The 23112-nt window shown below is 60.9% G+C and carries 21 protein-coding genes; 15 read left to right on the top strand and 6 right to left on the bottom strand.

Annotation, left to right across the window (positions count from 1 at the left end):
• Positions 1 to 635: 635 nt before the first annotated feature.
• The gene (locus PMI01S_RS11105; RefSeq protein ID WP_084319860.1) at positions 636 to 2330 is read right to left on the bottom strand and encodes an AMP-binding protein; all 1695 of its coding nucleotides are present in this window, start codon (positions 2328 to 2330) and stop codon (positions 636 to 638) included.
• Positions 2331 to 2622: 292 nt separating this feature from the next.
• Here PMI01S_RS11105 and PMI01S_RS11100 point away from each other — a divergent pair, with 292 nt between their 5' ends.
• The 4 genes from PMI01S_RS11100 (at position 2623) to PMI01S_RS11085 (ending at position 8293) form a co-directional block, all read left to right on the top strand.
• Positions 2623 to 3786 (top strand): isovaleryl-CoA dehydrogenase, encoded by a 1164-nt coding sequence (locus PMI01S_RS11100; protein ID WP_017339825.1) that lies wholly within the window; start codon positions 2623 to 2625, stop codon positions 3784 to 3786.
• A 13-nt stretch (positions 3787 to 3799) separates the two neighbouring features.
• The gene (locus tag PMI01S_RS11095; RefSeq protein ID WP_084319858.1) at positions 3800 to 5407 is read left to right on the top strand and encodes a carboxyl transferase domain-containing protein; all 1608 of its coding nucleotides are present in this window, start codon (positions 3800 to 3802) and stop codon (positions 5405 to 5407) included.
• Positions 5408 to 5522: 115 nt separating this feature from the next.
• The gene (locus tag PMI01S_RS11090) at positions 5523 to 6338 is read left to right on the top strand and encodes a gamma-carboxygeranoyl-CoA hydratase (protein ID WP_084319856.1); all 816 of its coding nucleotides are present in this window, start codon (positions 5523 to 5525) and stop codon (positions 6336 to 6338) included.
• The gene (locus PMI01S_RS11085; RefSeq protein WP_084319854.1) at positions 6338 to 8293 is read left to right on the top strand and encodes an acetyl/propionyl/methylcrotonyl-CoA carboxylase subunit alpha; all 1956 of its coding nucleotides are present in this window, start codon (positions 6338 to 6340) and stop codon (positions 8291 to 8293) included. Before PMI01S_RS11090 ends, PMI01S_RS11085 begins: the two co-directional genes overlap by 1 nt.
• A 39-nt stretch (positions 8294 to 8332) precedes the next feature.
• Here PMI01S_RS11085 and PMI01S_RS11080 read toward each other — a convergent pair whose 3' ends face one another.
• A complete protein-coding gene (locus PMI01S_RS11080; RefSeq protein WP_084319852.1) occupies positions 8333 to 8980 on the bottom strand; it encodes a LexA family protein in 648 nt (215 codons plus the stop codon).
• Between the two features lie 130 nt (positions 8981 to 9110).
• On the opposite strand from PMI01S_RS11080, the gene PMI01S_RS11075 reads away from it, so the two are divergent.
• Together PMI01S_RS11075 and PMI01S_RS11070 are read left to right on the top strand one after the other, a co-directional pair.
• Positions 9111 to 9452, top strand: coding sequence for a DUF6124 family protein (locus PMI01S_RS11075; protein WP_084319850.1), 342 nt, complete (start codon positions 9111 to 9113; stop codon positions 9450 to 9452).
• Between the two features lie 486 nt (positions 9453 to 9938).
• Entirely contained in the window at positions 9939 to 11090 is a 1152-nt protein-coding gene (locus PMI01S_RS11070) for a M14 family metallopeptidase (RefSeq protein WP_084319849.1), read from the top strand.
• 93 nt (positions 11091 to 11183) lie between these two features.
• On the opposite strand, the gene PMI01S_RS11065 is transcribed toward PMI01S_RS11070, so the two are convergent.
• Positions 11184 to 11630: a winged helix-turn-helix transcriptional regulator gene (locus PMI01S_RS11065; RefSeq protein WP_084319847.1), complete on the bottom strand. Its 447-nt coding sequence runs from the start codon at positions 11628 to 11630 to the stop codon at positions 11184 to 11186.
• A 94-nt stretch (positions 11631 to 11724) separates the two neighbouring features.
• Here PMI01S_RS11065 and PMI01S_RS11060 point away from each other — a divergent pair, with 94 nt between their 5' ends.
• A complete protein-coding gene (locus tag PMI01S_RS11060) occupies positions 11725 to 13023 on the top strand; it encodes an MFS transporter (protein WP_235864436.1) in 1299 nt (432 codons plus the stop codon).
• Here PMI01S_RS11060 and PMI01S_RS11055 read toward each other — a convergent pair.
• Positions 12960 to 13505: a cytochrome b gene (locus PMI01S_RS11055; RefSeq protein WP_084319845.1), complete on the bottom strand. Its 546-nt coding sequence runs from the start codon at positions 13503 to 13505 to the stop codon at positions 12960 to 12962. The genes PMI01S_RS11060 and PMI01S_RS11055 overlap by 64 nt on opposite strands.
• Positions 13502 to 14587, bottom strand: a complete 1086-nt coding sequence (locus tag PMI01S_RS11050; RefSeq protein ID WP_084319843.1) for a catalase family peroxidase — start codon at positions 14585 to 14587, stop codon at positions 13502 to 13504. The genes PMI01S_RS11055 and PMI01S_RS11050 overlap by 4 nt, the downstream gene beginning before the upstream one ends.
• Before the next feature lie 158 nt (positions 14588 to 14745).
• Between PMI01S_RS11050 and PMI01S_RS11045 the strand changes: the two genes are divergently transcribed.
• Together PMI01S_RS11045 and PMI01S_RS11040 are read left to right on the top strand one after the other, a co-directional pair.
• Positions 14746 to 15252 (top strand): RNA polymerase sigma factor, encoded by a 507-nt coding sequence (locus PMI01S_RS11045; RefSeq protein WP_084319841.1) that lies wholly within the window; start codon positions 14746 to 14748, stop codon positions 15250 to 15252.
• Positions 15249 to 16001 (top strand): anti-sigma factor family protein, encoded by a 753-nt coding sequence (locus PMI01S_RS11040; protein ID WP_084319840.1) that lies wholly within the window; start codon positions 15249 to 15251, stop codon positions 15999 to 16001. Before PMI01S_RS11045 ends, PMI01S_RS11040 begins: the two co-directional genes overlap by 4 nt.
• Before the next feature lie 117 nt (positions 16002 to 16118).
• Here PMI01S_RS11040 and PMI01S_RS11035 read toward each other — a convergent pair whose 3' ends face one another.
• Positions 16119 to 16955 carry an IclR family transcriptional regulator gene (locus PMI01S_RS11035; RefSeq protein WP_084319838.1) on the bottom strand — a complete coding sequence of 279 codons (837 nt, stop codon included), beginning with the start codon at positions 16953 to 16955 and terminating at the stop codon, positions 16119 to 16121.
• Between the two features lie 241 nt (positions 16956 to 17196).
• Here PMI01S_RS11035 and PMI01S_RS11030 point away from each other — a divergent pair, with 241 nt between their 5' ends.
• The 6 genes from PMI01S_RS11030 (at position 17197) to PMI01S_RS11005 (ending at position 23103) form a co-directional block, all read left to right on the top strand.
• On the top strand, positions 17197 to 18216 hold the full coding sequence (locus tag PMI01S_RS11030; RefSeq protein ID WP_084319836.1) for an ABC transporter ATP-binding protein: 1020 nt from the start codon (positions 17197 to 17199) through the stop codon (positions 18214 to 18216).
• Positions 18213 to 19082: an ABC transporter permease gene (locus tag PMI01S_RS11025; RefSeq protein ID WP_084319834.1), complete on the top strand. Its 870-nt coding sequence runs from the start codon at positions 18213 to 18215 to the stop codon at positions 19080 to 19082. The genes PMI01S_RS11030 and PMI01S_RS11025 overlap by 4 nt, the downstream gene beginning before the upstream one ends.
• A 6-nt stretch (positions 19083 to 19088) precedes the next feature.
• Positions 19089 to 19883 (top strand): ABC transporter permease, encoded by a 795-nt coding sequence (locus PMI01S_RS11020; protein WP_008031926.1) that lies wholly within the window; start codon positions 19089 to 19091, stop codon positions 19881 to 19883.
• 7 nt (positions 19884 to 19890) lie between these two features.
• A complete protein-coding gene (locus PMI01S_RS11015) occupies positions 19891 to 20181 on the top strand; it encodes a (2Fe-2S)-binding protein (RefSeq protein WP_084319832.1) in 291 nt (96 codons plus the stop codon).
• A gap of 454 nt (positions 20182 to 20635) precedes the next feature.
• On the top strand, positions 20636 to 21991 hold the full coding sequence (locus PMI01S_RS11010) for an FAD/NAD(P)-dependent oxidoreductase (protein ID WP_084319830.1): 1356 nt from the start codon (positions 20636 to 20638) through the stop codon (positions 21989 to 21991).
• Complete coding sequence (locus tag PMI01S_RS11005; protein ID WP_084319828.1) at positions 21988 to 23103, top strand: NAD(P)/FAD-dependent oxidoreductase; 1116 nt, start codon at positions 21988 to 21990, stop codon at positions 23101 to 23103. The genes PMI01S_RS11010 and PMI01S_RS11005 overlap by 4 nt, the downstream gene beginning before the upstream one ends.
• Positions 23104 to 23112: the final 9 nt, after the last annotated feature.

Here is a 23112-nt window from a genome sequence, read left to right as displayed (position 1 = left end):
TGTTACCGCCAAATCTGAAATGTGGGGCTTAACCGAGTAACACGGAAACAAATTGTCGGGTTTTGACTGAGAGAAAAATCCGACAAAAACTCAAGCCATTGATTCTAAAGGAATTTTAAAAGTTGGCACGGCTTCTGCTATCTCTATGGCATAACAAGAATAAAAAGCAGCAAACCAATAAAAATAAGACGAAACGACTCTGACATAACAAGAACAACACGGCAGAGACGCAGCTAACAGATTTTTTTGGAGAAGGTGTGCTTTTCAGGGTGCTTTTCGGAGTAACCCGCAACCGGGCAGAGAACAATAAAACTACCTTCAGGTAGCTCCCGAACTGGTTGGATCGCTCAGCGAAAAAGCAGATCAGCGCTCAAAAAAATACGTTTGCTCTTGATCCCGGATGGGGATCGATAAAAACAGCGGTAAAGGGTCACGGTTGCCAAAAACAAAAACAGACCGCCCCTCAATAATAAAAAAAGAGCACGCGCAACGAAAATTAAAGGGGAGCTTCGGCTCCCCTTTGTGCTTTTTGCGATTCAGAATTCTTGATCTTGTGGGAGCTGGCTTGCTAGCGATGAACGATGACGCGGTCTGTATGATGGACCGCGGCGCCTGCATCGCCAGCAAGCCGGCTCTTACGGTATCGCTTTGAGCTCCTCGATACTGATCTCGCGCATCCGGAACTTCTGGATCTTGCCGGTCACCGTCATCGGAAATTCCTCGACGAATTTGAAGTAACGCGGCGTCTTGAAGTGCGCGATGCGCTCCTTGCACCAGGCTTGCAGCTCCTGCTCGGTGGCGCTGTGGCCCGGGTGGAACTTGATCCAGGCGACAATCTCTTCGCCATAGCGCGAACACGGAATACCGATCACTTGCACGTCCGCCACCGCCGGGTGGGTAAAGAAGAACTCTTCCAGCTCCCGCGGGTAAATATTCTCACCGCCGCGAATGATCATGTCCTTGTTGCGTCCGGCAATGCACACGTAGCCTTCGTCGTTCATGCTCGCCAGGTCACCGGTGTGCATCCAGCCGGCCTGGTCGATCGCGTCCGCGGTGCCCTCGGGGTTATTCCAGTAACCAAGCATCACGCTGTAGCCGCGAGTGCAGAGTTCGCCAATCGTGCCGCGCGGCACCAGGTTGCCCGCCTCGTCGATGATTTTGCTTTCCAGTTGCGGCTGGGTACGGCCGACCGTGGTGACGCGCAATTCCAGTTCGTCTGACGGACCGGTCTGCAAAGACACCGGACTTGTTTCCGTCATGCCGTAGGCAATCTGCACTTCGCTCATGTGCATTTCGTTGATGACCCGACGCATCACTTCGATCGGACAGGTCGCGCCTGCCATGATTCCAGTGCGCAGGGTCGACAGGTCGAACTCGGCTCGCTGCGGCTGATCGAGCATGGCGATAAACATGGTCGGCACGCCATAGAGCGCAGTGGCTTTCTCTTCGGCGACAGTGGTCAGGGTCAGCAACGGATCGAACGCATCATTGGGGTAGATCATGGTGCTGCCGTGGGTCATGCAACCGAGGTTGCCCATGACCATGCCGAAGCAGTGATACAGCGGCACCGGGATCACCAGCCGATCATTGGCGGTCAGGCCGAGGCTTTCGCCGACCATGTAACCGTTGTTGAGAATGTTGTAGTGGCTGAGGGTCGCGCCTTTGGGGAAACCGGTGGTGCCGGAGGTGTACTGGATGTTTACCGGTTGGTCGAAGTGCAGACTGTCCTGACGCTCGCGCAGTTGTTCGGCGGACACGCCGGCCGCGAGATCGGCCAATTGTGACCAGGGCAGGAAACCCGATGGCGGTTGCGCATCCAGACTGATGACGCCGCGCAGTTCAGGCAGGCGTTCACTTTGTAACTGTCCGATGGATTGCTCTGCCAGCTCGGGCACCAGCCCCTGCAGCATGGCGTGATAGTTGGAGGTCTTGAACGCGCCCGCGCAGACCAGCCATTGGCAGCCTGACTGCTTCAACACGTATTCGAGTTCAGAGCTGCGATACGCCGGGTTGATGTTGACCAGAATCACGCCGATTTTCGCGCTGGCAAACTGGCTGATGCACCACTGCGCGCAATTCGGCGCCCAGATGCCGAGGCGATCTCCGGCCTGCAAGCCCAGCGCCAGCAATGCCCTGGCCTGCAGGTCCACCGCATCGGACAGTTGCTGCCAGGTGTAACGCAGCTGTTGATGGCGCACGACCAACGCCTCTCCAGCCGAGTACTTCGCGACGGTGCTATCGAACGCCTGACCGATGGTCATCGCCAGCAAGGCTTTGTCCTGAGCACCACGGGTGTAGCTGCGTTGCGGGCTTGCACTGGGTTGATCCATGACGACCCCTATTGTCTTTATTAGTGGGTGTTACGGCGGCCACCTGTGGGAGCGGGCTTGCTCGCGAAAGCGGTCTGTCATTCAGCACCAATGTCGACTGATCCGGCGCTTTCGCAAGCAAGACCGCTCCCACAGGGTTGGCTCGCCTTACTATGAACTGGCTCTACTCTCGCTCAAGTTGACGTTAACGTAAAGGGTGATTGACAGCCATTCGTCACAGGCTTACGTTAACGTAAAGGTGAGAGCTGAATCACTGCTCTCCTCACACTACAAAAAAGCCAAAAGGTGCCCCATGAGCTACCCATCCCTGAACTTTGCCCTCGGTGAAACCATCGACATGCTGCGCGATCAGGTTCAGTCCTTCGTCGCCAAAGAGATCGCCCCGCGCGCCGCTCAGATCGACATCGACAACCTGTTTCCCGCCGACCTGTGGCGCAAATTCGGCGACATGGGCCTGCTCGGCGTTACCGTGCCGGAAGAGTATGGCGGTGCTGGCCTGGGTTACCTGGCCCACGTGGTCATCATGGAAGAAATCAGCCGTGGCTCAGCCTCGGTTGCCTTGTCCTACGGCGCGCACTCCAACCTCTGCGTCAACCAGATCAACCGCAACGGTAATCACGAACAGAAAAGCAAATACCTGCCCAAACTGATCAGCGGCGAGCACATCGGCGCTCTGGCCATGAGCGAACCGAATGCCGGTTCCGACGTGGTGTCGATGAAACTGCGCGCCGACAAACGTGGCGATCATTACGTTCTCAACGGCAGCAAAACCTGGATCACCAACGGCCCCGACGCTAACACCTACGTGATCTACGCCAAGACCGACCTGGAAAAAGGCCCCCACGGCATCACCGCGTTCATCGTCGAACGTGACTGGAAAGGCTTCAGCCGCAGTAACAAGTTCGACAAGCTCGGCATGCGCGGTTCGAACACCTGCGAGCTGTTCTTCGATGACGTCGAAGTGCCGGAAGAAAACATTCTCGGCGTACTCAACGGTGGCGTGAAAGTGCTGATGAGCGGCCTCGATTATGAACGCGTCGTGCTTTCGGGCGGCCCGACCGGGATCATGCAGGCCTGCATGGATCTCATTGTTCCGTACATCCACGACCGCAAGCAGTTCGGCCAGAGCATCGGCGAGTTCCAGCTGATCCAGGGCAAGGTCGCCGACATGTACACCCAACTCAATGCGAGCCGCGCCTACCTGTATGCCGTCGCTCAAGCCTGCGAACGCGGCGAGACCACGCGCAAGGACGCCGCCGGTGTGATCCTCTACAGCGCCGAACGCGCCACGCAAATGGCCCTCGACGCGATCCAGATTCTCGGCGGCAACGGCTACATCAACGAATTCCCGGCCGGGCGTCTGTTGCGTGACGCCAAGCTGTACGAAATCGGCGCCGGCACCAGTGAGATTCGTCGCATGCTAATCGGTCGCGAACTGTTCAACGAAACCCGCTGAAACGGAGCTGTCCATGGCTATCCTGCATACCCAGCTCAACCCCCGTTCGGCGGAGTTCGCGACCAACCGCGCGGCGATGCTCAAACAGGTCGACGCCCTGCACACCCTGCTCGCGCAAGTGCAGCAAGGTGGCGGCCCGAAGGCGCAAGAACGCCACACCTCGCGGGGCAAATTGCTGCCCCGTGAGCGAATCAATCGCCTGCTCGATCCGGGCTCGCCGTTTCTCGAGATCAGCCAACTGGCGGCTTACGAGGTGTATGGCGAAGACGTGCCGGCCGCTGGCGTGATTGCCGGGATCGGCCGTGTGGAAGGCGTCGAGTGCATGATCGTGGCCAACGATGCCACCGTGAAAGGTGGCTCGTATTACCCGCTGACCGTGAAGAAACACCTGCGCGCACAGACCATCGCCCAGCAGAATCGCTTGCCGTGCATTTATCTGGTGGATTCGGGCGGCGCCAACCTGCCGCGCCAGGATGAAGTGTTTCCGGACCGCGAGCACTTCGGGCGGATCTTCTTCAACCAGGCCAACATGAGCGCCATGGGCATTCCGCAGATCGCCGTCGTCATGGGCTCGTGCACCGCCGGTGGCGCTTACGTGCCGGCGATGGCTGACGAAGCGATCATGGTGCGTGAACAGGCGACTATTTTCCTTGCCGGTCCACCGCTGGTGAAAGCCGCGACCGGTGAAGTGGTCAGCGCCGAGGATTTGGGCGGCGCCGATGTGCACTGCAAGATTTCCGGTGTCGCCGACCACTACGCCGAGAGCGATGAACACGCCTTGGCCATTGCCCGACGCAGCATCGCCAACCTCAACTGGCGCAAGCTCGGTGAAGTCCAGCAACGCACGCCCATCGCCCCGCTCTACAACAGCGACGAGTTGTACGGCGTCGTGTCGGCGGACGCCAAGCAACCGTTCGACGTGCGCGAAGTGATCGCGCGACTGGTAGACGGCTCGGTGTTCGACGAATTCAAGGCACTGTTCGGGACGACGCTGGTGTGCGGTTTTGCCTACCTGCACGGTTACCCGATCGCGATCCTCGCCAACAACGGCATCCTGTTCGCTGAAGCGGCGCAGAAAGGCGCGCACTTCATCGAACTGGCCTGCCAGCGCGGCATCCCGTTGCTGTTCCTGCAAAACATCACCGGTTTCATGGTCGGCCAGAAATACGAGGCCGGCGGCATCGCCAAGCACGGCGCGAAACTGGTGACCGCCGTGGCGTGCGCCAAGGTGCCGAAATTCACCGTGATCATCGGCGGCAGCTTCGGCGCCGGTAACTACGGCATGTGCGGGCGAGCCTACGATCCGCGCTTCCTGTGGATGTGGCCTAACGCACGCATCGGCGTGATGGGCGCCGAGCAAGCGGCAGGCGTTCTGGTGCAAGTCAAACGCGAACAGGCCGAGCGCAGTGGCCAGGGTTTCAGCGCCGAGCAGGAAGCCGAGATCAAGCAACCGATCCTCGATCAATACGAAGAACAGGGCCACCCTTACTACTCCAGTGCGCGGCTGTGGGATGACGGTGTCATTGATCCGGCGCAGACCCGCGACGTGTTGGCCCTGGCCTTGTCCGCGTCGTTGAACGCGCCAATCGAACCGAGCCGCTTCGGCGTGTTCCGGATGTGATTTTCTGTGGGAGCGGGCTTGCTCGCGAAGGATTCACCGCGGTTTATCTGATGCACCGCGTTATCGTTCTTCGCGAGCAAGCCCGCTCCCACATGAGTTGTGGAGACGGACGAATATGAGCGACTTCAACACCCTCGAGCTGCAGACCGACCCGCGGGGTTTCGCCACCCTGTGGCTCAGCCGAGAAGAAAAGAACAACGCCTTCAACGCTGAAATGATCCGCGAACTGATCCTCGCCCTGGACAAGGTCTCGGGCGATGCCAGCCTGCGTTTCCTGCTGGTGCGCGGACGCGGCAGGCATTTCAGCGCCGGTGCCGACCTGGCGTGGATGCAGCAATCCGCCGAGCTCGATTACCACACCAATCTGGACGACGCCCGGGAACTGGCGGAGTTGATGTACAACCTCGCCAAGCTGAAAGTGCCGACCCTGGCCGTGGTACAAGGCGCGGCGTTCGGCGGCGCGCTGGGCCTGATCAGTTGCTGCGATATGGCCATTGGTGCCGATGACGCGCAATTCTGCCTGTCGGAAGTGCGTATCGGCCTGGCACCGGCGGTGATCAGCCCATTCGTGGTGCAAGCCATCGGCGAACGCGCGGCGCGCCGTTATGCCCTGACCGCCGAGCGTTTCGGCGGGCAGCGGGCACGGGAAATAGGTTTGTTGTCGGAGAGCTATCCGATCAATGAGCTGGAGCAGAAAGTCGAGCAATGGATCGACAACCTGCTGCTCAACAGCCCGGCGGCCATGCGCGTCAGCAAAGACTTGCTGCGTGAAGTCGGCAACGGTGCGCTGACGCCGGCGCTGCGCCGCTACACCGAAAACGCCATCGCGCGCATCCGCGTCAGCCCCGAAGGCCAGGAAGGCCTGCGCGCCTTTCTGCAAAAACGTCCGCCGAGCTGGCAGGCCGAAACCACCCCCAAGGAGCCGCGTTGATGAGTGCACCTGTTATCACCTCTCTGCTGGTGGCCAACCGTGGCGAAATCGCTTGCCGGGTGATGCGCACCGCCAAGGCGCTGGGCCTGACCACCGTCGCCGTGCACAGCGCCACTGACCGTGAAGCCCGGCACAGCCGCGAAGCGGATATCCGCGTCGACCTCGGTGGCAGCAAGGCCGCCGACAGCTACCTGCAAATCGACAAACTCATCGCTGCCGCCAAGGCCAGCGGCGCTCAAGCCATTCATCCCGGCTACGGCTTTCTGTCCGAGAATGCCGGGTTCGCCCGTGCGATCGAAGCGGCGGGCCTGATCTTCCTCGGCCCGCCCGCCTCAGCCATCGATGCAATGGGCAGCAAGTCCGCCGCCAAGGCCCTGATGGAAACCGCTGGCGTGCCACTCGTGCCGGGTTATCACGGCGAAGCTCAAGACCTCGACACCTTCCGCGACGCCTGCGAACGCATCGGCTATCCGGTGCTGCTCAAGGCGACGGCGGGCGGCGGCGGCAAAGGCATGAAAGTGGTCGAGGACGTCAGCCAACTGGCCGAAGCCCTGGCCTCGGCTCAGCGTGAGGCGCAATCCTCGTTCGGCGATTCGCGGATGCTGGTCGAGAAATACCTGCTGAAGCCGCGCCACGTAGAAATCCAGATCTTCGCCGATCAGCATGGCAACTGCCTGTACCTCAACGAGCGGGATTGCTCGATTCAGCGTCGGCACCAGAAAGTCGTCGAGGAGGCACCGGCGCCAGGCCTGAGTCCAGAACAGCGTCGTGCCATGGGCGAAGCCGCCGTGCGTTCGGCGCAGGCCATCGGCTATATCGGCGCCGGCACCGTGGAATTCTTGCTGGATGCGCGCGGCGAGTTCTTCTTCATGGAGATGAACACGCGCCTGCAAGTCGAGCACCCGGTCACCGAAGCCATCACCGGCCTCGATCTGGTGGCCTGGCAGATTCGCGTAGCACGGGGTGAAGCGCTGCCGATGACCCAGGACCAGGTGCCGTTGATCGGTCATGCGATTGAAGTGCGTCTGTATGCCGAAGATCCGGGCAATGATTTCCTGCCGGCCACCGGGCGTCTGGAGCTGTATCGAGAGTCTGCTGAAGGTCCGGGACGACGGGTCGACAGCGGTGTTGAAGAAGGCGATGAGATTTCGCCGTTCTACGACCCGATGCTCGGCAAGCTGATTGCCTGGGGTGAGGATCGTGAGCAGGCGCGCCTGCGCTTGTTGAGCATGCTCGATGAGTTCGCGATTGGCGGGCTCAAGACCAACATCAATTTCCTGCGTCGAATCGTTGGTCATCCGGCGTTTGCAGCGGCAGAACTGGATACCGGGTTTATTCCGCGTTATCAGGAGCAACTGCTGCCGGAACCTTCGCCGCTCAGCGATGAATTCTGGCAAGCCGCAGCGCAGGCGTTCGCCCAGAGCCAGCCTCGTTCACCGCGGGTTGATGACCTCAGTTCGCCTTGGGCCGACAGCAACGGTTTTCGGGCCGGCCTGCCGACCGAAGTCACCTTGCACCTGAGTTGTGAAGGTCAGGACCGTGCATTGACGTTGGGCGACCGCACTGCCCAAAGCGCCCAACTCAAAGGCGAGCAACTGCTGACCGAACACAACGGCGTGCGCCTCCAGCATCGGGCAATCCGCCGCGACGGCATTGTGTATCTGCAATGGGAGGGTGAATTGCGCCGCATCGAGGCCTACGACCCGATCGGCGCCGTCGAAGCCAGTCACAGCCATCACGGCGGGCTCACTGCCCCCATGAACGGCAGCATCGTGCGGGTGCTGGTGGAAGCCGGGCAAGCGGTCGAAGCCGGGGCGCAGCTGGTGGTGCTGGAAGCGATGAAGATGGAGCACAGCATTCGTGCGCCACACGCCGGGGTGATCAAGGCGTTGTATTGCCAGGAAGGCGAAATGGTCAGCGAAGGCAGTGCGTTGGTCGAACTGGAAGAAGCCTGAAATGAAGATCGGTCCTACGCCTGGCGAGGACCGATCCGATCAGAACCTGGCCGTTGCCTGAACCACTACGCCGATGATTCGGCACGCGTCGGTGTAAAGGGCTTTCGGATACGTCGGATTGAGCGGGACCAGGTAACGCTGCCCGCCCTCTTCGATCAGCTTGCGAAAGGTCGCCTCGGTGCTGTCCGGCCATTGGGCGATCACCAGTTTTCCGGGCTCCGGCACAATGGCCGGGTCCACCAGGATCATCATCCCCTCGGCGATACTGACGCCACTCGGTGCGGTCATTGCATCGCCCACCACATTCAACCAGAACGCCGCGCCTTGAGCGTGGTAATCGGTCAGTTCGAATCGCGCCTTGTCATACACTGTCGGCTCGCCGTCGCGCACCTCGCAGGATTCTCGCCAGTCGCTGACCGGGTAACGGAAGTACGGGTTGTACTTTCGCACCAGATCCTGGCTTTCCTCCTTCGACGTGTCCGGCTCGCGGATGACCATCGCCACTTCGAGAAAATCCATGCCCAGCGCGTGTAACACGCGGTTCATGTCATCGATGCCCGGCTGGCGACGTTTGTTCAGCCAATGGCCGATGCCGCCCTGGGACATTCCGAGGCGCTCGGCGAGTATCTCTTGAGTGACATTGAGTTCACTCATCTTGGCCTTGACCAATTCAATCCATTTATCCATGTGCGGCACGATACGTGGGCGCCTCCGGCCGTCAAAACACAAATTGTAGTATTAAAATCCTCGTCACAAATACAGTTCGTACTAGGATTGGATCACGGATCTGAAATCTATCACGGAGCTTGCCATCGCCATGACCATCCCCAGCAACGACCTGCCCGACCTGCAAATCGACACTTCCCTCACCTCGCCAAAAGGTTCGGCCGCCGCACAGCGGGCGCTGGATTATTACTTGAAACCAGCTGTGTCAGAGGAGCTGGAAGAAGAGCGTTTTTTTGAGGTGAACCGCAACGTCAGCAGCGAGGAAGCGCTGGTGCGTGCTTCAGACCTGTTGCGCTGCGCTGCCGCCACGGCGTCCGAGTCGGCGAACAATCTGCACGGGGTCCACCGAGACCTGGCGTTTTCAACGGTGCACATGATCGATATGGCCAAGGCGTTGCTGGATCGATCCCTGGACGGGGAACATCACGTGTAAGAAAAGGAGGGGTAATTTCGAGGGCGCGAAAAGAATTTTCCAATCGCGCGGATAAAATCATTTGACTTGCAAACGAGAATGATTATTATTGCATGCAGCTGGTCGCGAGATCAGTCGATTGTCCAAGTGACCTTAGGTCGGTCCCCTGGACTATCTCCTCATCAGGCTAATCACGGTTTTTGACCCGGCTTTTTGCCGGGTCTTTTTTTTGCCAGTTATTCTGGCTTGACCTTCAGGCTAATGAAGTCTTTACGTGCTGCAAATTCGATGGCGCGGATAATATCAAAAGAATATCTGTTGGCAAGAGAAGCCCGGCAACATTGGCTCAAACCAACGAAAAATAGCACTTGAGAATCAATTGCACAGCCTCTAAGCTGCGTCGGCGTCAAGGAGGACGCCCCCCCGCTACACACCGCAATTTCCCCCGGTTTTTCCCCTCCCAGCGTGTAAAGTAGCAGCCATAAAAATCATATTCAGGAATCGACTATGACCGTGGCTAAATCCTCTTTCAGCATCAGTGCAAATTTCGACAGCGGCAATATTGAAGTGCTGGATATCAGCAATCCGTTGCAAGCACTGTTGTCCATCAAGCCGGATACCCGCAGCCAGCATTTCCAATGGTTTCACTTCAAGGCCAGCGGTTTGCACGTCGGACAGGAACACTGGTTTCGACTCAGCAATGCCAGCAGATCCTCGTACAACAAAGCCTGGGACGGTTATCAGGCAGTGGCGTCCTACGACCACGTCAACTGGTTCCGGGTGCCGACCATCTTCGAAGGCGACTGCCTGCGTTTCAGCCTCGAAGCCACGGCCACCAACGCCTGGTTTGCCTACTTCGAACCCTACAGCCGTGGCCGCCATGACTGGTTGATCGAGCAGGCACTCACCAAGGCCGGCACCGAACTGCTGGCCACCGGCAAGAGCGTTGAAGGGCGTGACATTCAGCTGTTACGCAAAGGCACCGGCACCGAAGGTCGGCGCAAGGTCTGGATGATTGCCCAGCAACACCCCGGCGAGCACATGGCCGAGTGGTTCATGGAAGGTGTGATCGAACGCCTGGAAAGGCACGACGATCCCGTCCTGAACAAACTGCTGGCCAGCGCCGATTTGTACCTGGTGCCTAACATGAACCCGGACGGCGCCTTCCACGGTCACCTGCGCACCAACGCCATGGGCCAGGACCTCAATCGTGCCTGGCAGAGCGCCAGTCAGGAAGTCAGTCCGGAAGTCCTGTTCGTTCAGCAGCAGATGGAAAAATATGGCGTCGACCTGTTCCTCGATATCCATGGTGATGAAGAAATCCCTTACGTGTTCACCGCCGGTTGCGAAGGCAACCCTGGCTACACGCCGCGGATCGAAAAGCTGGAAACTCACTTTCGCGATCACTTGAAGCATTTGACCAAAGACTTCCAGACCAAACACGGCTACACCCGCGACGAGCCGGGCAAGGCCAATATGACGCTGGCCTGTAACAGTGTCGGGCAGAAGTTCGATTGCCTGTCGTTGACGCTGGAGATGCCGTTCAAGGACAACAACGACGCGCCGAACCCGCTGACAGGCTGGTCGGGCAAGCGGTCGAAGCAGTTGGGCAAGGATGTGCTGACGACCATCGCGGATATGGTCGATACCTTGCGCTGATCGCAATCAGGATCAAAAGATCGCAGGCTACGCCATCGCCTACAGAATCGCATTCCCCTGTAGGCGCTGCGTAGCCTGCGATCTTCTAATCGTTTATTCGACCGCGATCCGCACGCAATCCTCCGGCCCCAATAAACGCCCGTCCTCGGCGCGCAACTCCAATGCCCGCACCGGTCGACCGTTGTCTCGGTCAACCACACGCGAGTGCGCCTCCCCGTCCTCATAAAAGAACGCCTCACCCCACTGCCGCAAACCGATGATCAGCGGGAATAACCCTTTGCCCTTCTCCGTCAGCACATATTCCTGATACGCGCTGCCATCCGACGCGGGCACCAGATCGAAAATCCCGTGGGTCACCAGCGTACGCAATCGCGCCGAGAGAATGTTCTTCGCCATACCCAGGCTGCGCTGAAACTCGCCGAATCGACGAATACCGTCGAATGCATCGCGCACGATCAACAACGACCACCAATCGCCAATGGCATCCAGTGAACGGGCGACCGGGCATTCGGCGCTTTGCATGCTTGTGCGTTTGGCCATGACTGCGCCCTCGAAAACAAATGTGGTTGCAATATAAAACCGGCTTACCTACCGTACAACTGGTTTTATTTAGAAACCACTTTAGGAGCCCGGCATGAAGCCCACTCAAACAACACTCAACACCGGCGTTGTACTGCTGTTCGCCGTCGCCTGCGGTCTGGCCGTCGGCAACGTGTATTACGCGCAGCCGTTGCTCGATGCCATGGCCGAGGCGTTTGCCATGGACCCGGCCACCATCGGCATCGTCGTCACGCTGACTCAGATCGGTTATGGCGTCGGATTATTGCTGCTGGTGCCCCTCGGCGATCTGCTGAACCGTCGACGCCTGATCGTCACGCAAACCCTGCTGTCGGTACTGGCCTTATTGATGATCGCGTTAGCCTCGAACAGTGCCTGGCTGTTGATCGGGATGACGTTGACCGGATTACTGGCGGTGGTGACACAAGTCTTGGTGGCGTACGCCGCGACATTGGCTATCCCGGCGCAGCGCGGGCGCGTGGTCGGCGTGGTCACCAGCGGTATCGTCGTCGGCATTCTGTTGGCGCGGACAGTGGCCGGCGGCATGGCTGATCTGGCGGGGTGGCGGTCGATTTATCTGTTGTCGGCGGGATTGACCCTGGTGATGGCGTTGCTGCTGTTTCGCGTGCTGCCGAAACACGAGAACACGCAACCCGCCAGCTCTTATGCAGCGTTGCTCGGTTCGGTGTTCACGTTGTTCAAGGAAGAACCGGTACTGCGTCAACGGGCGATGCTCGCGTTGATGACCTTCGCCAGCGCCATGGTGCTGTGGACACCCATGGTGTTGCCGCTGAGCGCCCCGCCGCTGTCGTTGTCCCACACGCAAATCGGATTGTTCGGACTGGCCGGTGCTGCCGGCGCGCTGGCCGCCGCGCGCGCCGGGCATCTGGCCGATCGCGGTCTGGGGCAATGGACCAGCGGATTGTCACTGTTACTGATGCTGGTTTCCTGGCTGCCGATCGCCCTGACCCAATCCTCGTTGTGGGCCTTGTTGCTGGGGGTGATTACCCTCGATCTTGGTTTGCAAGCCGTGCACGTGACCAGCCAGAGCATGATCTACAGCGTGCGCCCCGAAGCCCAAAGCCGCCTTACCGCGGGTTACATGCTGTTCTATTCGATTGGCAGCGCGTTGGGTTCGATCGGTTCGACGGCGATGTATGCGTGGGGCGGGTGGCTCGGTGTTTGCCTGCTGGGCGCAGGCATCAACGCCGTGGCATTGGTCTATTGGTGGCGAACGCTGACCTTCAAAACACCGGAACCCTGTGGCGAGGGGACTTGCCCCCTCGCCACAATGGATTTCGGTAGATCAGATCAACCGCGATCCTTCCCCCGCAACATGCTGTCGAGCACGTCATCACGCCGCACCCAACCATGAAACAACGCCGCCGCCAGATGCAGCAACACCGTCAGAAACAGCAGATACGCCAGATACCCGTGCGCCTTACGCAGGAACGCAAACACCTGTGCATTGGCCGGCACGATCGACGGCAGTTGCAACGAACTGCTGAGCATCACCGGGTCGCCCGCCGCCGAGATCATCGCCCAGCCGAGCAGCGGCAGGATAAACATCAAGGCGTACAGCAAGACATGCGAGGCCTTCGCCGCCAGCGCCTGCCAGCCCGGCAAGTCTGCCGGGAGCGGCGGTTGCCGGGTAGAAAAGCGCACGCCGAGGCGCACGATCACCAGCAATAGAATCGCAATGCCCAGCGGTTTGTGCAGATGGATCAGCCATTGATGACGCTCTGATACAGAAGCGACCATGCCCGCACCGATAAACAGCATGGCAATGATCATCAACGCCATCAGCCAGTGCAGCAGTCGCGCCAGTGGCGCGAAGTGGTTCGGTTGGGCGCTCATTGTTGAGCCTCCTGTTTAGCGGCAGGCAATTGGCTGACTTCGCTGGTGCGGCGCAAGTAGGAACTGGCATAACCGGCTGAACGAGCAGCGAGCAACGGGTCGTCGGAACCTTCGATACCCGCGGGCAAGACCAGCGGGTCGTAGTTGATGTCCCGGCATTCGCCATTGAGTTGCGGCTGGGTGCTTTCGAGCACCAGCGTGCCGGCGTTCACCACCTTGCGACCCTCAGGCCAGGTTTTGCTGGCGTCGTTCACCGGATCACCGGGATCGGCCAGCGTGATCTTGAGCTGCCAACGCAGCGGTCCTGCGGCGATCCGCTGAACCAGGTCTTTTTCGAGGAAATCACCGCCCTCCGGCGCCGTGGCGCCTGCGGCATCCTGGACCACCGGCACCATGCTCCAGCGCACCGCTTGCCGTTGCCCGGCGGCGTTGACCAGGTAAAACGCATTGACGCTGTTGTAGGTTTCCGTCACGTAGCTGGCGGACGGCTTGGCGGTTTTGATCCAGGCCAGGAACGGCGCGGCTTCCGGGTGCGAACCGAAGAACGCCGGCACCGCTGTCGGGTTCGGTTTGCCGGTGGCCGGGTCTGGCGACTGGGCCTGCTGCAGTTGGTAGAACGCTTCGGGCGTGCCCACCGGGAACACCGGCATGCTGTTCATCCCGGTGCGCCACTGCTGGCCGTTGGCCTGGGTGAAACGCAACGCGAGGCTGCGGATCGGCACGCTGCTGTCCGGCGCGTAAGGATTGCCGGCCGGCAACGCGAAACGCCCGACCACCGGGGTCCGCGCCTCATTGAACACCTGAGCGCTGGAATAGCTGCGCGCTTCACCGCTGCTCTCGAAATGCCCGATCACGCACACGCCTTTGGAGTGATTACGCCGGAACCCCGGGTGCACGCCATTGTTGGTTTCCAGCACGTTGATCAGTTTTTTCGGCGTCAGGCGCTGTGGGTCAAAGGTTCCGTTGACGTAGGCAAAAGCCCCTGCCACGACAGCGACCACCACGGCAATGCCGGCCAGGCGCAACGTCAGGCTCGCGGCACTCAAGGGGGGCCGGGTGGGCGGTGATGAGCGATCTACCATGAAAGACTCCAGGGCCATCGGCCACAAGTGAGAAGAACCAGGCAGACGCACCCCGCACGGGTTTATTCCATCGCCCGGTATTTATTTTTACAGGCTTGGAATAATCTCGGACGCCGGGCGTCTTTCTAGTCCGAAGCGTAGTGACTAGTCAGAACTCCATGAATGATATCGACGAACAACTGAGTGAAATCATTCCCAGATTGCGCCGGTTTGCCGTGTCGTTGACGCGCAACCCCAGCAGCGCCGACGATCTGGTGCAGTCGTGCCTGGAGCGGGCGCTGTCGAGCTGGAGCGACAAACGCCCCGAGGGCGACTTGCGGGCCTGGCTGTTTTCGATTCTCTATCGGCAATTTCTCGACGCTCACCGACGCTCCCGGCGTTATGCACGGATGCTCGAATTCTTTACCGGACGTGACGATACCCAGCCGTCGGTAGAACGCACCGTGATCGCCCAATCAACTTTGCAAGCCTTCGATCAGCTCAGCACCGAGCAGCGCGCCTTGCTGCTCTGGGTATCGGTCGAAGGCCTGAGTTACAAGGAGGTTGCCGAAATCCTCGACGTTCCCACCGGCACCGTGATGTCGCGCCTGTCCCGCGCCCGCCAGGCCTTGCGCCAACTCAGCGACGGCGAAATCACCCGCCCTTCTCTACGGAGACTCAAATGATCAGCGTGCCTCCGAGCGAGCGTGACCTGCACGCCTATGTGGACCACCAACTCAATGATGATGACCGACGCCTGGTGGAGACGTTTCTGGCCGGCAACGTGGAAATGTCTGCACAGGTCCGCGCCTGGCAGCAGGACGCCCAGCAACTGCGCGCGGCCCTCAGCGGTGCGTTGCAGCAACCGGCCAACCCGGACCTCGACCCGGCGCTGATTCGCCAGCGCCTCAAGCGACAATCACGCCGTCACCTGGCCAGTGCTGCTGTGTTGCTGATCACGGTGAGCATCGGCGGAATCAGCGGTTGGAAGGCGCGGGAAATGACCCTCCTCAGCGCTGCGGCGCCGATGGCCGATGCGATGCAGGCTTATCGGCTGTTTGCCCAGCAAGGCTTTCTGCCGGCGGATTACAAGGTCAGCGATGACGGCGATATGCAGGGCTGGCTCGACCGTTATTTCACTCAGGCTCATCGCTTGCCGGACCTTTCAGGCGCAGGGTTCAAACCGGTCAGCGGGCGCTTGCTCAGTACCGAGCAAGGGCCGGCGGCGATGGTGGTTTACGAGGATCCGAGCGGGCATAAAGTCAGCTTCTACGTGCGCCCGCCGGGGCCGAAAAACTTCATGCTGCCGAGAGGCAGCCGCAGCGACGGTGAATTGCAGGCTGAGTATTGGTCCGGAAGCGGATACAACTATGCGATGGTCAGCCCGAGCGATACGCCGGCGGCGCAGATGCTCAAGCAAACCGAGCAATTCTGAACCCTACGCCCCCCTGTAGAAGCCGGCTTGCTGGCGATCGCGGTGTGTCAGTCGAGGATGATGTGGCTGATGCATCGCGATCGCCAGCAATCCGGCTCCTACAACGTTATTCAACAATCAACCCTGCCCGAAGACCTGCGAAGGCCGGCGCAACAGCGGATCGAACGGATTGATCCTCGGCCCGATCAGCGCCGCTTCGCGCTTGAGCATGTCCACCACCGTCGGCAAGCGATCCGGCCCCAGCCGATCACTCACGGTGGCGACACTCAACGCCGCCACCGCACGCCCTTCACGATCAAGAATCGGCACCGCCACGCCGGCCATGCCCTGCAACACGCCAGTGTTGCGCCCGGCGTAACCGAGGGCGCGCACGTTCTCGACTTCCGAACGCAGGAACACCTCGTCATACAGGTGAAAATCCTTCAGCCGCGGCAAGTTGTAATGAATCACTGTGTCGCGTTCCTCTTCCGGCAGGAATGCCAGGATCGCCAGGCTGCCCTGGCCCACCCCCAGCGCCACCCGCCCGCCGATGTCGCCGGTAAACGTACGGATAGGAAACGGCCCTTCACTGCGATCCAGGCAGATCGCGTCAAAACCACTGCGCGCCAGCAAAAACAACGAATCCCCCAATGAGGCCGAGAGTCGCAGCAACGACGGCCGCACCAGCTCCCGCAGGTTTCCGGTGTTGCCGGCGCGCGCCGCCAGCGCAAAAAAATCCAGGCTCAGACGATAGCGTTTGCTGCGCACGTCCTGCTCGACCATCCCCTCGTCCATCAGGCTGCGCAGCAAACGGTGTGTGGTCGGTTGCGACAGACCGATGCGCTGGGCCAGTTGCGTCACCCGCTCGCCGCCCTCGACGGTGTCACCCAACGTGCGCAACACGGCGAACAGTCTTGAGACGGCACCGACGCCGACTTCATTTTTATTTTCATTCCGCTCAATGGAATCAGTCATGTCATTTCTCGAGGATTAATTTACTCACTGAATGAAACTGAAAATAACCATCGATTCAGTGAAATAGGCCATTGAGCCCATCCTAGTCTTCGTCCTAATCTGCGTCCACAGGGGCGATTCGAACAATAGCGGCAGCCGACCCACGTCGAGCGCCAACGCACCCAGCAACACCTTTCGTATCTGCCCATACAAAAAAGCGCGACCTCAGGCCGCGCATAACAATCTCAGGTGGAGCGCAGTTATGGCTTTTGTGCAACTTGAAGGACTCGGCAAACGTTACGGCGAGATCGATGCCGTCGTGGCCACTAACCTCTCGGTCGAGAAAGGTGAGTTCGTTTCCCTGCTCGGCCCCTCCGGCTGCGGCAAAACCACCACCCTGCAAATGATCGCCGGCTTCGTCGAAGTCACCAGCGGACGCATTCTGCTGAACGGTCGCGACATCACCCACGCCAAACCCGCCAGCCGTGGCTTGGGCGTGGTGTTCCAGAGTTATGCGCTGTTCCCGCACATGACCGTCAAGGACAACGTCGCCTTCGGCCTACGCATGCGCAAGGTGCCCAGCGGCGAACTGCAGCAACGCGTGGATCGGGTGCTGAAACTGGTGCGCCTGGATCAGCACGCCGAGCGTTACCCACGAGAACTGTCCGGCGGTCAACGCCAGCGTGTTGCCCTGGCCCGAGCGCTGGTGATCGAGCCGCCGGTGCTGCTGCTCGACGAGCCGCTGTCCAACCTCGACGCCAACCTGCGCGAAGAGATGCAGTTCGAGATCCGCCGCATCCAGCGCGAAGTCGGGATCACCACGTTGATGGTCACCCACGACCAATCCGAAGCGCTGTCTATCAGCGACCGCGTGGTGGTGATGCAGGCCGGGCGCATCACGCAGATCGACGCGCCCTACACCCTTTACGAACACCCGCGCACCGAATTCATTTCCGGCTTCGTCGGCAAGGCCAATCTGCTGCCCGGCGAGCGTGACAGTGCGGGCGTGGTCCAAGTGCGCAGCGGCGGTGAGCTGACCCTCAGCCTGCGCCCGGAAAAAATCGATCTGCGGGAAAAAGATCACGGCCGTCTGCAAGGCAGGATCGTCAGCCGCTTCTTTCTCGGCAGCCAGTGGCTCTACGGCGTCTCCACGACCCTGGGCGAACTCTGCGTAGTGCGCCGCAACGATGGCTCGGCGCCGATGAACGAAGGCACGGCCGTCGGCCTCGACTGGGACGCGGCGCTGCTGCGGGTGCTGAGTGTCGACGAGGTGTCGGCATGAGTACGCTCGTCGCACTTCGCCAGGGACGCCAGGGTTACCTATTGTCGGCACCGGCGCTGGCGTTGTACGTCAGCCTGCTGGTGGTCCCGCTGCTGCTGACGCTGGTGTTGTCGTTCAACGTTTTCGACTACAGCTCGGGCATCAACGGTGATGCCTACACCGTCGACCATTACAGCAGCCTGCTGGGTGACCCGTACTTCTACGAAATCTTTCTGCGCACCTTCTGGATCAGTGCCGTGACCACCCTGCTCTGCGTGGTGATCGGCGTACCCGAGGCTTACATACTCAGCCGCATGGGCGCGCCATGGCGCTCGATTTTCCTGATTCTGATCCTCACGCCGTTGCTGATTTCAGTGGTCGTACGCGCCTTCGGCTGGAGCCTGTTGCTCGGCGCCGACGGCCTGGTCAACCAGACCCTGCAGGCCTTGGGTGGCTCGCCGGTGAAGCTGCTCTACACACCGTTCGCGGTGGTGATTGCACTGGTCCACGTGATGCTGCCGTTCATGATCATTCCGGTCTGGACCTCGCTGCAGAAGCTCGACCCCGCCGCCGAGCAAGCCGCATTGTCCCTGGGCGCCAGTCACCTCACGGTGATGCGCAAAGTGGTGCTGCCGCAAATCATGCCCGGCGTGCTGTCCGGCACCTTGATTGTGTTTGGCCTCGCCGCCAGCTCCTTCGCCATTCCCGGCCTGCTCGGCGGGCGCCGCATCAAGATGGTCGCCACGCTGATCTACGACCAGTACCTGTCGGAGCTCAACTGGCCGATGGGCGCGGCCATCGCCGTCGCGCTGCTGTTGCTCAACCTGCTGATCATGCTGTCGTGGAACCGGATGATCGAAGGCCGCTACAAGAAGTCATTGGGATAACTCGTCATGTCCAAGAACGGTCCTTTCGCCCTGCTGTTCCATACCCTGGTGGTGGTGTTCATGTTGGCGCCGCTGGTGGTGGTCTGCCTCGTGGCGTTCACCCCGGAAAACACCTTGAGCCTGCCGACCACGGAGTTTTCCCTGCGCTGGTTCCGCGCGGTATTCGAGCGTGCCGACTTTGTCGATGCGTTCTACAACAGCCTGATCCTGGCGTTCTGCGCGGCCAGTCTGGCGACGCTGATTGCGGTACCGGCAGCGCTGGCGATCACCCGTTTCGAGTTTCCCGGACGGGACTTTTTCAACGGGCTGTTCCTGTCGCCGATCATCATTCCGCACTTGGTGCTGGGTGTGGCGTTGCTGCGATTGTTTGCGCTGATGGGCGTCAACGGCAGCTTCGCCTGGCTGATTTTCGCCCACGTGCTGGTGATCACGCCGTATGTGCTGCGTCTGGTGCTGGCGTCGGCCATCGGCCTGGATCGCAGCGCCGAACACGCCGCGCAGTCGCTGGGTGCCGGGCGCTTTACGCTGTTCCGCCAGATCACCTTGCCGATGATTCTGCCGGGGGTCGCCGGTGGCTGGCTGCTGGCGTTCATCAACAGTTTCGACGAGGTCACGCTGTCGATCTTCGTCACTTCGCCGGCCACGCAAACCTTGCCGGTGCGCATGTACGTGTACGCCACCGAATCCATCGATCCGATGATGGCGGCGGTGTCGGCCCTGGTGATTGCGCTGACCGCGCTGACCATGATTCTGCTCGACCGGGTGTACGGCCTGGATCGGGTTCTGGTGGGTAAACAATGAGGGCGCCATGGCTCTGCTGAAACGACTGGCCGAAGGCGACCGCCCGGCCCTGGACTTTACCCTCGACGGCCAACCGGCCAGCGGGCTGCTCGGCGACACCGTGCTGACTGCGGTGCTGACCTGCAGCGAGCATTTGCGCGGCAGCGATTTCAGCGCCGAACCTCGCGCCGGATTTTGTTTGATGGGGGCGTGCCAGGACTGCTGGGTTCGACTGGGCGATGGCCGGCGGGTGCGCGCGTGTTCGACGTTGCTAGAAGCCGGCCAACACATCAGCCGCGAACCGGGGCGCACCCTATGAACACCTTTTCTATCTGCCGAGACGCTATCCCCTGTGGGAGCGGGCGGCGGTCACAAAATCCGGGCGTGACCTCAATCGAATGTGGGAGCGGGCTTGCTCGCGATGGCGGTCTGTCTGCCAGCGCATTTGTTGAATGTGCCGGCCTCATCGCGAGCAAGCCCGCTCCCACAGGAGTTGGGCGGCGATCACAAAATCCGGGCGTGACCTCAATCGAATGTGGGAGCGGGCTTGCTCGCGATGGCGGTCTGTCTGCCAGCGCATTTGTTGGATGTGCCGGCCTCATCGCGAGCAAGCCCGCTCCCACAGGGGTTGGGCGGTGGTCACAAAATCCGGGCGCGACCTCAATCGAATGTGGGAGCGGGCTTGCTCGCGATTACGGAGTGTCAGCCACCATCATTTTTGACTGTGCCACCGTCATCGCCAGCAGGCTGGCTCCCACAGGGGGGCGGTGGGTATGAAGTCTGTCGTGATCATCGGTGCCGGGCCGGCCGGGATTCGTGCGGCGCAGACGCTGGTGGCGCATGGTGTGCGCCCGATCCTGCTGGACGAAGCCGCACGCGGCGGCGGGCAGATTTATCGGCGTCAGCCGGTGAATTTCAAACGCTCGGCGGTCAAGCTGTATGGCTTCGAAGCGCGCAAGGCGAACGCGTTGCATCAAACGATTGATGAGTTGCGCGAGCAACTCGATTACCGTCCCGACACCCTGGTGTGGAACGCCGAAGACGGTGCACTCGACACCTTGCACGAGGGTCGCGCCGCACGACTGGAATTCTCTCGGGTGATCGTCGCCACGGGCGCCACCGACCGGGTTTTGCCGGTGCCGGGCTGGACGTTGCCAGGTGTCTATAGCCTCGGCGCCGCGCAAATCGCCCTGAAATTCCAGGGCTGCGCCATCGGTGAGCGGGTGGTGTTCGCCGGCAGCGGCCCCTTGCTGTACCTGGTTGCGTATCAATACGCCAAGGCCGGCGCGAAGGTGGTGGCGGTACTCGACAGTTCACCGTTCAGCGCTCAGGCCCGCGCCCTGCCCGGCCTGCTGTCGCAACCGGCGACATTGGCCAAAGGCATTTACTACCGCAGCTGGCTGACCGCTCACGGCATCCCGGTGCATCAGGGCGCAACCTTGAAACACATCAACGGCGAACAACGGGTGCAGTCGCTGAACTGGTCCAACTCCAGCGGCAAACATACGCTGGACTGTGATGCAGTGGCCTTCGCCCACGGTCTGCGCAGCGAAACCCAACTCGCTGATTTGCTCGGCTGCGCATTCGCCTGGAACCCGCTCAACCGCGCCTGGCTGCCGCAACGCGACAGCGCCGGTCGCAGCAGCGTCGCCGAAGTTTATCTGGCGGGTGACGGTGCCGGCATCACGGGCGCCGACGCGGCGGAAATCGCCGGCGAACGGGCTGCCCTCGCCTTGCTCGAAGACAACGATTACCCGATCGCGCCGCAGCGTGGCGTGCAATTGGAGCAGGCACTTGGACGGATCGATACCTTTCGACATGGCCTGGAACGCGCTTTCGTATTCCCGGAAAACTGGGCGACCGATACCGCTGACGACGTGATGATCTGCCGCTGCGAAGAAGTGCGCGCCGGTGACATCCGCGAAGTGGTGCGTGAAGGCCATTGGGAAATCAATCGGGTCAAGGCCCATTGCCGGGTCGGCATGGGCCGCTGCCAGGGTCGGATGTGTGGTGCCGCGGCCGCGGAAATCATCGCCTGCGAAAGTCAGCGGGCGGTGTCCGACATCGGTCGACTGCGGGCGCAGGCGCCAATCAAACCGTTGCCGTTTGGTCTGGAGATCGAGCCATGATCGAAGTCGATGCAGTGATCATTGGCGGCGGCATTGTCGGTGCTTCCGCCGCGCTGTTTCTGAGCCAGGCGGGTCGTCGCGTGGCGCTGCTGGAGCGGGATTTTTGTGGCTCGCATTCCAGCGGCGTGAACTATGGCGGCGTGCGCCGTCAGGGTCGGCCGCTGTCGCAACTGCCGCTGTCGCAACGGGCCCACGAGATCTGGGGCCGGTTGCCGCAGTTGATCGGCATCGACGGCGAGTACCAGCGCAGCGGCCACTTGAAACTGGCGCGCAGCCTCAACGACCTCCGTGCATTACAGGACTACGCCGCCAGCAGTCAGGGCTTTGGCCTCGATTTGCAGGTGCTCGAACGCAGTGAGTTACGCGCGCGTTTTCCGTGGGTCGGCGAGGTGGCGGTCGGCGCTTCATTTTGTCCGGATGACGGCCACGCCAACCCGCGCCTGGTATCTCCGGCATTTGCCCGTGCAGCCCGACACCATGGCGCGCAGGTCCATGAACAATGCGCGGTGGGCGCGGTGGAGCACGACGGCCAGCGCTTTCGCGTCAGCACTCAAAGCGGTCTCGAACTGCGGGCCCCCTGGGTATTGAACTGCGCGGGCGCGTGGGCGGGAAAACTGGCCGGGCAATTCGGTGAACCCGTGCCGATGCACGCCGGGCACCCGGCGATGCTGGTCACCGAGCCGTTGCCGTGGGTGATGAACGCGAGCACCGGTGTCGAGGGCGGTGGCATCTATGCGCGCCAGGTCGCGCGCGGCAATTGTGTGTTGGGCGGCGGTCAGGGTTTTGCCCTCGACGACGCCCGCGCCCGCCCCGGTCAGCACGCCGTGATCGAGATCCTGCGCCAGGCCGTCGAGCTCTACCCGTTTCTTGAAGGCGCCCAGGCGATTCGTACCTGGAGCGGCACCGAAGGTTACTTGCCCGATCGCCAGCCGGTGATCGGTCACAGTGGCACTCAACCCGGTCTGTTGCATGCGTTCGGCTTTGCCGGCGCAGGTTTTCAGATCGGTCCTGCGGTGGGCCAGGCGCTCGCCGAGATCATCTGCAGCGGCGCCTCAACCACGTCGCTGGATGCGTTTTCCATCACCCGGTTTCACTCCATCTCCGTTGCTTGATAGAGGAAG

It is taken from the genome of Pseudomonas migulae NBRC 103157, from assembly GCF_002091715.1.
GTDB classification, from domain to species: domain Bacteria; phylum Pseudomonadota; class Gammaproteobacteria; order Pseudomonadales; family Pseudomonadaceae; genus Aquipseudomonas; species Aquipseudomonas migulae_A.
The sequence above is the reverse complement of the archived record's forward strand: the minus strand, read 5'-3'. Positions and strand labels throughout refer to the sequence as shown.

Excerpts from the sequence above, each read along its gene's own strand:
- PMI01S_RS11105 (WP_084319860.1), bottom strand. The coding sequence starts at position 2,330 with ATGGATCAACCCAGTGCAAGCCCGCAACGCAGCTACACCCGTGGTGCT.
- PMI01S_RS11100 (WP_017339825.1), top strand. The coding sequence starts at position 2,623 with ATGAGCTACCCATCCCTGAACTTTGCCCTCGGTGAAACCATCGACATG.
- PMI01S_RS11095 (WP_084319858.1), top strand. The coding sequence starts at position 3,800 with ATGGCTATCCTGCATACCCAGCTCAACCCCCGTTCGGCGGAGTTCGCG.
- PMI01S_RS11090 (WP_084319856.1), top strand. The coding sequence starts at position 5,523 with ATGAGCGACTTCAACACCCTCGAGCTGCAGACCGACCCGCGGGGTTTC.
- PMI01S_RS11085 (WP_084319854.1), top strand. The coding sequence starts at position 6,338 with ATGAGTGCACCTGTTATCACCTCTCTGCTGGTGGCCAACCGTGGCGAA.
- PMI01S_RS11080 (WP_084319852.1), bottom strand. The coding sequence starts at position 8,980 with ATGGATAAATGGATTGAATTGGTCAAGGCCAAGATGAGTGAACTCAAT.
- PMI01S_RS11075 (WP_084319850.1), top strand. The coding sequence starts at position 9,111 with ATGACCATCCCCAGCAACGACCTGCCCGACCTGCAAATCGACACTTCC.
- PMI01S_RS11070 (WP_084319849.1), top strand. The coding sequence starts at position 9,939 with ATGACCGTGGCTAAATCCTCTTTCAGCATCAGTGCAAATTTCGACAGC.
- PMI01S_RS11065 (WP_084319847.1), bottom strand. The coding sequence starts at position 11,630 with ATGGCCAAACGCACAAGCATGCAAAGCGCCGAATGCCCGGTCGCCCGT.
- PMI01S_RS11060 (WP_235864436.1), top strand. The coding sequence starts at position 11,725 with ATGAAGCCCACTCAAACAACACTCAACACCGGCGTTGTACTGCTGTTC.
- PMI01S_RS11055 (WP_084319845.1), bottom strand. The coding sequence starts at position 13,505 with ATGAGCGCCCAACCGAACCACTTCGCGCCACTGGCGCGACTGCTGCAC.
- PMI01S_RS11050 (WP_084319843.1), bottom strand. The coding sequence starts at position 14,587 with ATGGTAGATCGCTCATCACCGCCCACCCGGCCCCCCTTGAGTGCCGCG.
- PMI01S_RS11045 (WP_084319841.1), top strand. The coding sequence starts at position 14,746 with ATGAATGATATCGACGAACAACTGAGTGAAATCATTCCCAGATTGCGC.
- PMI01S_RS11040 (WP_084319840.1), top strand. The coding sequence starts at position 15,249 with ATGATCAGCGTGCCTCCGAGCGAGCGTGACCTGCACGCCTATGTGGAC.
- PMI01S_RS11035 (WP_084319838.1), bottom strand. The coding sequence starts at position 16,955 with ATGACTGATTCCATTGAGCGGAATGAAAATAAAAATGAAGTCGGCGTC.
- PMI01S_RS11030 (WP_084319836.1), top strand. The coding sequence starts at position 17,197 with ATGGCTTTTGTGCAACTTGAAGGACTCGGCAAACGTTACGGCGAGATC.
- PMI01S_RS11025 (WP_084319834.1), top strand. The coding sequence starts at position 18,213 with ATGAGTACGCTCGTCGCACTTCGCCAGGGACGCCAGGGTTACCTATTG.
- PMI01S_RS11020 (WP_008031926.1), top strand. The coding sequence starts at position 19,089 with ATGTCCAAGAACGGTCCTTTCGCCCTGCTGTTCCATACCCTGGTGGTG.
- PMI01S_RS11015 (WP_084319832.1), top strand. The coding sequence starts at position 19,891 with ATGGCTCTGCTGAAACGACTGGCCGAAGGCGACCGCCCGGCCCTGGAC.
- PMI01S_RS11010 (WP_084319830.1), top strand. The coding sequence starts at position 20,636 with ATGAAGTCTGTCGTGATCATCGGTGCCGGGCCGGCCGGGATTCGTGCG.
- PMI01S_RS11005 (WP_084319828.1), top strand. The coding sequence starts at position 21,988 with ATGATCGAAGTCGATGCAGTGATCATTGGCGGCGGCATTGTCGGTGCT.